Here is an 11,802-nt window from a genome sequence, read left to right as displayed (position 1 = left end):
TTGCCCCTTAGCGCAGACGCGCCGCACTCTTATCTACCGCTTGCAGCGCGGCATCTGGCGTTGCACTGCCCACCAGCACCTGCTGCAACTGCTGCTGCAGCGTGTTGGAGAGACGCGAATAGTCAGCCGTTTCCGGACGCGACAGCATCACGTTAAGCGACTTATCCGCCGCCGCGATCAGGCTTTCCTGGTTTTTCAGCACCGCCGGATCCTGATACGAGCTTTTCCAGATCGGCAGACTCAGCGTGGCGTATTGGTTCTGTACCGGCTGTGAAGTCATGTAGCGGATGTATTGCCATGCCTGATCCGCATGCGTGCTGCCTTTAGTGATGCCAAGGCCCATCGAACCGTTTACCGCACCGAATTTGCCCGGCGCATCGCCTGGCGCGGGAACGATGCCCACCTGGCCGGCGACCTTACTTTGTTTAGGATCGTTGGCCATGTTGTACATGTAGGTCCAGTTGAGCGCGAAAGCCGCATCGCCATTGGAGAAGGCTTTACGCACATCCTCTTCCAGATATTCGCGTGAAGCCGGATTGCTCAAGCCTTCATCCAGCGAGCTTTTCATCAGCTTCACCGCTTGCAACGAGGCCGGGGAGGAGAAATCGAGTTTGTCGTTGTTATAGAACTTGCCACCGAAACCTGATACCAGCGTGGTGTAATCGCACACCAGCGCTTCCGCCTGCGACCAGCTCCACACCAGCGGATATTTCACGATGTTTTTCTGCTTGATGATGCGCGCGTCATCCATCACCTGCTGCCAGGTTTGCGGCGGGGTGGTGATACCGGCTTTTTCCAGCATCGCTTTGTTGTAATAGAGATATTTGGTATCGAGGATCCACGGCATGCCGAGGGTTTTGCCTTTGAACTCAACGGTGTTCATTGCGCCGGGGAAAATCTGTCCTTTTTCATCAGCGCTGATGCGGCTGCTGACGTCCTGCAACAGATCGAACTTAGTGAATTCTGCCGGCCAGATGGCATCGAACAGCACCACATCGTAGCCGTTACCGCCCGCGCCACGCGCCGCAACAATTTTGTCATGCAGCGCTTCGTACGGCACAAACTCAAGATTAACCTGCACCTCTGGGTGCGTTTTCTGAAATGCCTGCGTCATGGCGCGGATATCATTTTCGCTATAAGCCGCCTGCGTCATAAACAATGCATTCAACGTGGTTGCCGCTGCCGCGCTGCCTACGCTGGCTAACAGAACCGCTGCAGAACATCCTTTTATGACTGGGTTGAATCGGATTTTCATGGTGTTTTCCGCCTTGATGCAAAAAGAGGGTGTTTTATTAAATCAATTTGATGGATTTAATAACGCGCACAGGTTGTCAGGTTGCTGCGGCTGACATTGGTTAGCTGAAGCAATTGACGTGCCAGGGCATAAATCTCGTTTGCCGCTGGACACTACTTTGCACAGATTTTCGCCGCTGTCAGGTAAACAGATTGTAAAATGTGTGGCCGATCATAGATATTCATGTGGTTTTAAAAAGGAGGACAGTTGTGAAAAGTGCCGATCAGCTTTTTGCCGAATGCATTGTTTAGGTGCAGTTGCGTTGGGGCTTGCTGCATGAAAGCGCATCTCTTAACGGCGAAATGCCGTTATCAGTAGCTGGTTAGGATGAGATTTTCGGCTGATAATACAGCCAGAAGCGGACGTCAAAATGATGACGGCTTAGGTAGTTCTGTCACATCAAGCATAACACCGCATCTTGAACCTAAGCACCATGTGCTGCTGGCGTTCCCTGGTGAAAAACCAGATTTCACTGTCCTTCCTCCGAACTTAAAGCAACCTGAGCTTTTCCAGTAGCATTCTGCTTATCCTCAAATGTTCCTACCGTATGCTCTCTTTCAACATAAAAGTGCTTCACTGAATCGCTGCAGCCCCTTTGCGCGATTGGAAATTAGAGACCGCTTTGAGCGAAAGAGGATATTCGCAATTTATCGATAAAGGATGCAGGCTTGTAAAACGTTCACGCATTTATGGTGTAGAAATAAAGCATTCTTTTTATATAGTTGGCTGATGGACTTTCAAAACTCAGTAGGTAATCACATGATCTTAAGTGTCAATCACGTTGGTTTTTCAGTTAAAAATATTGAAGACTCATTATTATTCTGGACTCAGATTCTTGGCGGTAAATTATTACGTGAAGGAAAAATGTCTGGGCCTATAATCGATGAGGTTACAGGTGCAAGGGGAGCTGATGTACGGATGGCTTTGCTTGAACTGGCTGATATCCAAATTGAATTACTCCAATACAATAACATTGAGCAGCCAGAAGAACCTTCAGCGCCCTATATCCCAGGCTACGCTCACCTTGCTTTTATGGTTGAGGATCTTGATACGCTCTTAGGCAAAGTATCGGACTACGGTTGGAAGACGCCGGGTAAACCTCAAACAGTGTCGTCAGGACCCATGCAGGGTACCAGAGTAATATATTTACAAAGTCCTGATGGTCAGACGCTTGAATTGATGGAACGCAGCCAATGAGACCCACATATTATTAGCTGTTATCCTTTAATTAAACCGTGATGTTTGCAAAGCCCGCTTAGGGAAAAGAGTGGACGACGCCAGGCCAATTTCTGTTTTTAGCGAAAAGCGTACATTAACGCTGCCCTTATAATTAATAAGGGCAGCGTTAAATCACAGCGAATTAATTAACGTGTATAGATCAGTTGTGTAGCGGTAATGTGCCAAGCACGATGGCGCCTGACAGCATGCACAATACTGTCCCCACCGCCCATTTAAGGCTTGCGCGCTGATTCAGCCCGTAATCCAGATTAAGAATGCCGACAAGAAGGTAAGTTGACGCAACAAGCGGGCTGAGAAGATGAACAGGTTGTCCAATCAGTGAAGCAACGGCCATCTGCATAGGCGAGATTCCGTAGCTTGTCGCTGTCTGCGCAAGAATGGGTAAAACGCCAAAATAGAACGCATCGTTTGTCATGAAGAAGGTGAACGGCATGCTGATCAGCGCCGTGAGGATGCCGAGCCAGGGGCCGGCTGAGGCTGGCAGTGAATTTACAAGACTGTTAGACATGGCATCTACCATACCTGTTCCGGACAGGATGCCGGTAAAAATTCCTGCTGCAAAAATGAGAGAAACAATGGCAAGCACGTTCTCTGCATGTTTGGCAAGGAGCTCCTTCTGATGCTTCAGGTTAGGGAAATTCACTAGCATCGCCACTGCAAAGGCGATCATAAACAGTGTTGCCATAGGAAGCATGCCCAGAATTAACATAACCAGTAGGGCAATGGTCAGCGCTGAATTAAAGAGATAACGATAATTAGTTACAGATGTAAGCTGCCCGGTCTCTTCACTCAGATCGATTTTAATCACCCCAAGCCGGCGACGTTCGCGCAGTCCAAAAATAACGGCAACCAGCACTACCCAGGCAAGGCCACAGATCATAATGGGCAGAAGCAGCATAAAGAGCTCTCCAACGTCTACCTTCATGGCGCTGGCAGCGCGCGCTGTTGGTCCTCCCTACGGGAGCATGTTCATTACGCCGATTGAAAGCAGCAGTACGGTGGCCATGTACTGAAGCTTTATTCCCAGCCGACGATACAGTTGAAGAAGTGCTGCCGTACAGATGAGATAGGTGGTGGCACCATCGCCGTCGAGCGCCACGCTGATACCAAGGATAGCAGTGCCGATCATCACTTTAAGCGGATCGCCTTTTACAATACGAACAATGAGACGGATAAAAGGATCAAAAAGCCCGGCCTCCCGATAGGTTCAGGATCATGGATGTAGTCACCATCAGCTACACTAAGGGCATCAAAATAGGTATCTCTGTTCTGGAACTGTGTGAATCTTCCGCACATAGGTTGTTCCTCCTTATGGAAGGATAGCTCGTTTAGCGCTGTTTCAATGACGAGGAGATATGTGCTGACACCATATGTTTCGATTCGGTTTTTTGGTGGACTGACATGAAATATACGCATTGAATAAAACCACCGGCAGCATAGGCAAAGCTTTGGGATTATACGTAATGGCTTGGTCTGATAACTATAAACCCGGCTTACATTAGGCGCTTTGTAAGGGATCTCTTCTCTGCTTCACTATGTGAAGCAATTGCCGGATTTGTTCTTTGATTGGCTTCACGCTATCTCTCATCGCCGGCGCAATATCTCATCAAAATTCATACGCTAACTTCCAAGACATGACGCGCCTTCCTATGGCGCGACATTTACCCTCTGGAGGTCGTATGGAGAATTCAACCCGTCAGTATGGCGGTGAGTACGTGGCGACAAAAACCAATAATCCGCCAAAGCGTACTGCCAAAATCATGATGGCGGCCGGGATTGGTCATTTTATCGAGTGGTTCGATTTTGGCTTATACGGCACCCTGGCGGCGATTATTGCTAGCAACTTCTTTGTCAGTTCTGACCCTGCTACCGCACTTCTGAAATCTTTTGCTGTATTTGGATCCGGCTTTTTAATGCGTCCGCTGGGCGGCTTCTTTTTCGGTTCCATGGGCGATCGTCTGGGACGACGCAAAGTGTTGGTGACGGTAATTGTCATCACCTCAATATCTACATTTGTGATGGGCATTCTGCCGACCTGGCATCAGGTGGGAATTGTCGCACCGGTGCTGTTGGTGATGACTCGATTAGTACAAGGATTCGCCGCAGGTGGTGAGAGTTCCGGCGTAATTACCTATCTGGCAGAAAGCGCTGAGCCGCATCGTCGCGCCACGCTTACCTGCTGGAGTGAGAACTTCAGTTTCATGGCGTTTGTTTGCGGCTCTGGACTGGTGCTGCTGTTGACCTATTGGTTGGGTGAGACGGCAATGAATGACTGGGGATGGCGCATTCCTTTCCTGCTCGCAGCACCGCTCGGATTGGGTGGGTTATATATGCGCCGCAACATGGAAGATTCGGCTGAATTTCACAAGTTAAAAGCCACCGGCAAAATCGAAAAATCGCCACTGCGCACTGCCTTGAAAACCTCATTGTCGGCGTTGCTGTTTTGTACCGGTTTCGTCGTGATCAAAGCGGTCAGCAGCTGGGTGCTGCAATCCTTTATGCCCGGCTATTTGTCTACGCATCTGCACTACAGCCGTACTGATTCTTATCTCATCACCACGCTGGGCTTACTGAGCGTCGCTATTTGCATGCCAATCACGGGCTACTTGTCTGATAGATGGGGACGACGGCCGCTGATGCTGGTGGCATGCGCTGGTTTCATCCTGTTGACCTATCCCGCCATGCTGCTAATGACACAGGGATCGGTGGGCAGCTCTATCGCGGCAATGAGTGTATTGGGTGTGTGTGTTGCGTTGTTTAACGGTGGCTGTGGCGCAGCAATGGTCGAACTGTTCCCCACAGCGATTCGCTATGGCGGCATCGCGATGTCCTACAACCTGACTGTGGCGGTGTTTGGCGGTGTAACACCCCTGGCATCCGCCAGCCTGATCTCCTTAACGGGAGATCCGCTGTCACCCGCCTGGTACGTGATGATCACCGCGCTAATTTCATTCATTGCAGTGTGGTTTGCAAAAGAAACTGCCGGAAAAGTGTTGAATTAACGGAAACTGGAGCCTTTATGCACATAACGAAAGTGGAATGTTTCCCACTCAAAATCACCCCGGAGCATGCCTACCTCGGCGGTAAGCCGGACGGAACCGGCCCGGATTATTACTATCGTCCAGAATACCGCTGCGTCTACTCACGCAAGATGGAAACCTGCCTGGTGAAAATTACCAGTAGCGAAGGGCATGTAGGGTGGGGAGAAGCCCTGGCGCCCGTGGTGCCTCAGGTGATCGCAGAACTGATTAAGCAGCTGTTCGCGCCATTGTTGATAGGGGAATCGCCATTCTCTGGCGGCGTGCTCAACTCAAGGATGTATGACTCCATGCGCGATCGTGGACATACCGGTGGTTATCATATCGACGCTATTGCAGGTGTGGATATCGCATTGTGGGATCTCAAGGGAAAAATTCTTGGTCTTCCGGTCCATCAACTACTCGGCGGTGCCTTTCGCGATGTGATCCCTTGCTATGTCTCGGGTTTACCTGAGCCTGATATTGAAAGCCGCAGCCGCCTCGCCAGGCAATGGCAGGAGAAAGGCTTTAATGCCGTTAAGTTAGCTCTGGGCTACGGCGTGCGAGAAGACATTAAAAATATTCGAGCCATTCGTGAAACGCTCGGCGATGAGGCGCAAGTCTTCATTGATGCGCACTGGAATTACGGTGTGGCAGACGCTACTGATTTAGCAGCGCAACTGCACGCGCTGGGCGTCGGCTTTCTCGAAGCACCACTGCTGCCAGAAGATATCGTCGGCCACTGCGAATTGCGTGCCAAAAGTGCGGTCAGCATTGCGTTAGGTGAAACCGAGCGTACGCGTTATCAATTCAAAGCGGTGATTGAACAGCGCGCTGCAGATATCCTTCAGCCCGATGTCGGCAGAACCGGCATTAGCGAGCTGATGCATATCGCGTCGCTGGCCGAGACATGGAATTTACGTGTGGCACCGCATTTAAGCGTGGGTCTAGGTCCTTGCATCGCCGCGTCGATCCATGTTGCCGCCGCCATACCCAACCTGTTTATGCTCGAATATCAGCCGCCAGTTTTTGCCCTCGCTAATCAACTGCTCAAGCAGCCACTGATTTGCGAACGCGGTGAGTATCACCTGCCGCAGGGCGCAGGGTTAGGCATTGAAATTGATGAAGATCGCGTGCGCGACGTGATGATGGAGGCTGCATGTTAAAAGGTAACATACCCATTCTCGCCACGGCATTTGATGAGCAGGGCCAGCTGGATTTGGCATCCATTGAACGTCTGGTGAAATTTCTGCTGCAACAAGGCATTGATGGTCTTGCATTGTTTGGCAATGCTTCCGAAGGCTACGCCTTAACGCAGGATGAAAAGCAGATCCTGTTCTTTTGCGTCAAAAAGCTGGTGGGGGATTTACCGCTGGTGGCTGCTGCTGGCGGTGCTTCATCCGCTGTTGCCATTGAAGACATCAACAGGGTGCATCGCTGGGGAGCTCAGGTGGCGATGGTCAATCCGCCTTCGGTGGTTAAGCCCGATCCGGAGGAGATCTATCACTTCTGGCGAGACATATGCCAGGCCTGCGAAATCGATATCATGATCCAGGACGCGCCTCTGATGACGGGCGTTAACATTCCCGTATCAACGCTGGTGCGTTTGTGTCAGGACTTTCCTGCCATCAGGTATATCAAAGTGGAACAACCGCCGACGACGTTGAAAATCACTGCGTTAAAACAGGCGATTGGAGATAGCGTAGGCCTGTTTGGCGGCTTGAACGCAGGTTTCCTCTTTGAGGAGTTATGCCGTGGTGTAACGGGCACCATGCCTGCTTGCGAATTCCCGGACGTGATTAATGCCATCCTGGCGGCATGGCAGCAAGATCGTCAGGAAGCGCAAGCGCTGTTTTATCGCTATCTACCTTTCCTGCGCTATGGAGTGCAACCGGGGATCGGGGTAGCCATACATAAAACAGTGCTGCATCAGGCAGGGATTTTTGCCAGCGATTATGTACGTGAGCCGGCGAAAAGTCTGGATGACGCCACGCGTCGGGAATTGAAAGAGATCACGGATTTCCTGCCTCTCGCCGTGTTAGGAGGACTTCCATGAACTATATCGCGGTGGATTGGGGTACCAGCAACTTTCGCGCCCTCAGCGTGCGCGATGGCGTAGTGATTAAATCTGTGCAAGACAGCTGCGGCGTCGGCAAGTGCCAGCGCTCAGCGTTGCATGAGATTTTAAAGCAGCAGCTGCATCGGCTAGAGGATGCTTACGATGAACAAATACCCGTGCTGCTCTGCGGCATGATTGGCAGCAATATCGGTATTGCTGACGCCGGTTACCTCAATATGCCACTTAGTTTTTCGCAACTGCTGGGTAAAGGCCTGGAACTGCCGGGTATTCTGCCAAATCCGCTGACCATACGGCCCGGTATTTGCGATAAACGAGTGAATGAGATCTGCCGTGGTGAAGAGATGCAACTGGCGGGTGCGCTCACGCTTTCTGATGCCTCCACATTCGCCGCCGTCGGCACTCACAGCAAATGGCTGTGGGTTGAACGCTCGCAGCAGCAGGTCACTGAGATGCAGACCTTGATGACTGGCGAACTTTATCATTTGTTACTCAATCAATCCGTGGTGGGTAAAGGGTTGCCGGAGCAAGTTCACTCACCGGCCGCTTTTCAGGCGGGTGTCGAAACCGCGCTATCAGTGGTGCATGATAAAGTTGAACTGGTGACGGAACTGTTTCGCTGCCGGGGCCGTTATATTCTTGGTGCTTTGGCTCAGGAACAGGCCGCTTCCTGGCTTTCCGGATTGCTCATTGGATACGAAGTTGCATGCGGACACCCTGGCGGCAATAAAACGGTATGCTTTATTGGTAGTGAAATGCTTTTGCCACATTACCAGTTGGCATGTGAGGTTTTGCATCGTCGTTATGAACTCTTAGCTGCTGAAGACGCAATCATTGCCGGATTAAATGGGGTATTTAGTTATGGTGGATAATCAGCAAATCATCGCTATCCTCCGCGGGATAACGCCAGAAGACGCAGTGCCGCATATTGCCTGCCTGGTTGAGCAGGGCATTCATCGTATAGAAATCACTACCAATTCACCTAACTGGGAAATCAGCCTGCGACAAGTCCGCCATCGCTTTGGGAATGATATCCAGCTTGGCGTGGGAACTGTCACCACAGAAGATCAGGTGCAGCGCAGTTTTGCAGCCGCTGCGGATTTTATTCTGACTCCTAATTTAAACCCGGCTGTGATTGCGCAGGCTAAACTATATGGACTTGTAGTGTACGCGGGGGTGTTTTCGCCGAGTGAAATATTCACTGCAATCGATCTGGGAGTGGATGTGATGAAAGTTTTTCCGGCCTGTTCGCTACCGAAAAATTACCCTCAACTGGTGAAAGGTCCACTCTCTCAGCCCGTAAGCTTTTCAGCCGTGGGCGGGGTAGGGGTGGAGAATGCAGCTGAGTTCCTGCGTTATTACGACAGTGTGGGACTGGGTTCTACGCTATATAAAACCGGGCAGCTCGTGTCTGAGACAGCTGCTCGTTGCGAGTTACTGCTGCAGCATCGGCAGTGATTCTCCGCTAATTTTCTTCGCTGCCGACGTAAGGTACAAACGTAAGCTCTCAATATCCATTTTTTCACTGCTGATATTCGATAGTGCGATCGCTGCCTGCATGCCGGGAATATTACATGCCAGACGGTAATCTCCCGCACCAAAATTTTTGGCAAACACCTGATGCCGACGCGACTCGTCAATATCATTTCTCAGCAGTTGATAATCGTGGATACCAATCTGGCTGATAATCTCTTCGTCGCTCATCGCTGATAGAAGCTTAATGCCGATCACCGAATCATGGACCGGATAGGACTCATAATTGCCTATGGCACGCGCAATACTCTTTCCGCCGCGGGTATGAATCAAATAGACCACCTTATTTCCACTTAGAACACCGATCACGATGGAGATGGCGTGATTCCCGCTCTCTTCAAGTAAGTCCATTACCGCATTGTAAAATGCTGAATTGTGAATCGCGTGAGCCGACAAGCGGTGGATACCGATACCTAAACTGTATTTGCGGTTGGCATCGCGCTGTACCATATCCAATGTCAGCAAGGTCTGTATCAATCGCGTAACCTTAGCTGAATCCAGTCCAAGCTCCCGTCCCATTTCACGAATTCCATGCGGACGAGTCGCTGTCGCAAGTAAGTTCAGGCAGCGGAAAGCATCGTATACTGTGCTGTTCATAGATGGCCTCATTGATAACTATGGTTTGAAAATGATAAATCCTATTGTTTCAGCGTGATATGAATTCATAAAGAGATTGTGATACACGTAAGAAGAAAGCATTAAGAGGGATAACCAGGTTAACAACCCCGGCTCATCAATATTAGTTAGAACCGTATAGCAAATGGTGAATAATGCTCCATTCGAAAGCCCGCTACATGCCATAAAATGACACTGATCAAAAATAATAATTTAACTGGCATGTGACGTATTAATCCTCTTGTTATTTTTTGAGCTATGCCATAAAACCGAATAGGAGGGCAGCCCCTCTTAAATTAGAAGGATAAATATCGTGGGTCTTAAACCTGGTCCAAAACCAATAGCTAAATCGACAGGAAAGCCTGATCAGCGTCGGCGTGACAACAAAGATACTCCCGGAAATACTCCAGGATTAAAACCTAGTAAATCCACTGGGAAATAATAATATGGGAGGGTGATAAAGATTAACTCCCTCTTATTACCTAATTAATGGACACCCGCATCTTAAATCCTCCCACTTATAAATCGCTGTCCCCTAGGCACGCCACTCACTCTTTTCAAAAAATCCCCAATCGCCGCCTCAATAACTGGCACACTCAGCGCCTCAGCATCAACAACCATCCGTAGCCCATGTCCATATGCGAACCCCGGCAGAAATTGATAACTACAACATACATCCTGCTGTTCATCTTGTCCTATTTCCTGCTCACGCTTCTCAACAAACTGCCAAAATGTCAGCCCACCAAAAATCGCATAAGCCTGTTTTTCTCGGTGCAGAAAGGTACGGCTAACGATTTTGCCTTTGCTATTCACATTGGGAGTTGTTTCATATCGCGCCTCTTCTTCTTGTTCCTGCTGACTGAGCATCGCCCAGGTTTCATTGAATGCGCGATCATGTACCGCATCTTGAAACGCCAACTTAGCCGTGATGATTTCAGCATTCCAGAGATCGGCGGGATCGCGGCCGACAAAATAGATATCACTCCATGCCCAAGTATGGTCAGGGTTATCTTTGTAGTATTGAATATCGCAATCATCATAGAACAACCCGCCACAACGCTGACGTTCACGATAGATACGGTTTTTAAGCTCGATGACTTTTTTACGACGCTGACGACGAGAAAGGGAAATGAAGGGGCGGTGTTTGTTGAAAGGCGACATGGAAACTCCTCAACCGGTAACGCTAATGCGGCTGGAAGCAGTCCAGCCGCATAGGCTAGCAAAAGGCGAGGTTGAGGAACAGTCGTCACGGAAAGAAAATTTAACTGTACACCACCACGGTAATCCCTTCATCCGCATGCAGTTAGACAAAGTATCGGCTGCGCATAGGTCGCTGCAACCTCGGGAAATCCGCTATGAGCGAACAGCGGACATAATTAGCTACCTTAAACTTTATATTCCGTTGATTTTATTTTGACATTATTATGAAAATTATTTTGTCATACATGGAGTTAGACTAATGAGTATCTACGTAAGAACAGCTCAACTCTCTGATATCGAGGGTATGTTCGACGTCAGAACATCGGTAATGGAGAATCACCTGAGTCGTGAAGAGATGCGGCAGATGGGTATTACCGAAGGCGTCGTAGGCGATATGATTGAAAAAAGTCTTTGCGCATGGGTTGCGACTGAAAATAACAAAATTATTGGCTTCTCCATGATTTTGCCGGATGAAGGCTGTCTGTTTGCAGCCTTTGTTCTGCCTGAATATGAAGGCAAAGGAATAGGTCGCAGGCTTGTTAGGCTAGCTGAGCAGGAGTTATTCCAACATCATGAGATTGCCTGGTTGGAAACCGATAAAAATAGTCGAGCGGCGAAATTTTATATGCAGCTCGGTTGGGGTAATGAAACAGATCTCAATGGCACTGACATCAAATTAGAGAAATCTCGTGGCGTTTAATTCACAGCAATTTTAATCGATGTCCGCTTCTGGCTGTGAGTTCAACTGATGGATGCAACACATTGGTTAAAACGCTCTGCGGGTGATTCATAGTCTAACGTTTTTCTCGGTCTTTCGTTGAGCTGTC

At 49.5% G+C, this 11,802-nt stretch carries 10 protein-coding genes and 1 pseudogene; 7 read left to right on the top strand and 4 right to left on the bottom strand.

Features of this window, described 5'->3' with window-relative positions:
* Positions 1-7: 7 nt before the first annotated feature.
* Positions 8-1,255 (bottom strand): extracellular solute-binding protein, encoded by a 1,248-nt coding sequence (locus DEU53_RS10495; protein ID WP_110866998.1) that lies wholly within the window; start codon positions 1,253-1,255, stop codon positions 8-10.
* Between the two features lie 798 nt (positions 1,256-2,053).
* Between DEU53_RS10495 and DEU53_RS10490 the strand changes: the two genes are divergently transcribed.
* Complete coding sequence (locus DEU53_RS10490; protein ID WP_101761763.1) at positions 2,054-2,491, top strand: VOC family protein; 438 nt, start codon at positions 2,054-2,056, stop codon at positions 2,489-2,491.
* A gap of 181 nt (positions 2,492-2,672) precedes the next feature.
* Here DEU53_RS10490 and DEU53_RS10485 read toward each other — a convergent pair.
* A pseudogene (locus DEU53_RS10485) lies at positions 2,673-3,689 on the bottom strand (CitMHS family transporter).
* Positions 3,690-4,293: 604 nt separating this feature from the next.
* On the opposite strand from DEU53_RS10485, the gene DEU53_RS10475 reads away from it, so the two are divergent.
* The 5 genes from DEU53_RS10475 to DEU53_RS10455 are packed head-to-tail and all read left to right on the top strand — an operon-like array spanning position 4,294 to position 9,085.
* Positions 4,294-5,535 carry an MFS transporter gene (locus DEU53_RS10475; RefSeq protein ID WP_199559708.1) on the top strand — a complete coding sequence of 414 codons (1,242 nt, stop codon included), beginning with the start codon at positions 4,294-4,296 and terminating at the stop codon, positions 5,533-5,535.
* Between the two features lie 17 nt (positions 5,536-5,552).
* Positions 5,553-6,716 (top strand): mandelate racemase/muconate lactonizing enzyme family protein, encoded by a 1,164-nt coding sequence (locus tag DEU53_RS10470; RefSeq protein WP_110866997.1) that lies wholly within the window; start codon positions 5,553-5,555, stop codon positions 6,714-6,716.
* Complete coding sequence (locus DEU53_RS10465; protein ID WP_110866996.1) at positions 6,710-7,606, top strand: dihydrodipicolinate synthase family protein; 897 nt, start codon at positions 6,710-6,712, stop codon at positions 7,604-7,606. Before DEU53_RS10470 ends, DEU53_RS10465 begins: the two co-directional genes overlap by 7 nt.
* Positions 7,603-8,499, top strand: a complete 897-nt coding sequence (locus DEU53_RS10460) for a 2-dehydro-3-deoxygalactonokinase (protein WP_110866995.1) — start codon at positions 7,603-7,605, stop codon at positions 8,497-8,499. Before DEU53_RS10465 ends, DEU53_RS10460 begins: the two co-directional genes overlap by 4 nt.
* Positions 8,489-9,085: a 2-dehydro-3-deoxyphosphogluconate aldolase gene (locus DEU53_RS10455; protein ID WP_101761096.1), complete on the top strand. Its 597-nt coding sequence runs from the start codon at positions 8,489-8,491 to the stop codon at positions 9,083-9,085. Before DEU53_RS10460 ends, DEU53_RS10455 begins: the two co-directional genes overlap by 11 nt.
* Here DEU53_RS10455 and DEU53_RS10450 read toward each other — a convergent pair.
* Together DEU53_RS10450 and DEU53_RS10445 are read right to left on the bottom strand one after the other, a co-directional pair.
* A complete protein-coding gene (locus DEU53_RS10450) occupies positions 9,062-9,757 on the bottom strand; it encodes a helix-turn-helix domain-containing protein (RefSeq protein ID WP_101761095.1) in 696 nt (231 codons plus the stop codon). The two genes, DEU53_RS10455 and DEU53_RS10450, sit on opposite strands and share 24 nt — an antisense overlap.
* 522 nt (positions 9,758-10,279) lie before the next feature.
* Positions 10,280-10,936 (bottom strand): hypothetical protein, encoded by a 657-nt coding sequence (locus tag DEU53_RS10445; RefSeq protein WP_110866994.1) that lies wholly within the window; start codon positions 10,934-10,936, stop codon positions 10,280-10,282.
* Between the two features lie 298 nt (positions 10,937-11,234).
* Between DEU53_RS10445 and DEU53_RS10435 the strand changes: the two genes are divergently transcribed.
* Complete coding sequence (locus DEU53_RS10435; RefSeq protein WP_101761092.1) at positions 11,235-11,675, top strand: GNAT family N-acetyltransferase; 441 nt, start codon at positions 11,235-11,237, stop codon at positions 11,673-11,675.
* Positions 11,676-11,802: the final 127 nt, after the last annotated feature.

It is taken from the genome of Pantoea sp. AG1095 (assembly GCF_003208415.1).
Classification (GTDB): Bacteria; Pseudomonadota; Gammaproteobacteria; order Enterobacterales; family Enterobacteriaceae; genus Pantoea; species Pantoea leporis.
Note: the sequence above shows the minus strand (reverse complement) of the source record. Positions and strands in the feature narration are given on the sequence as shown.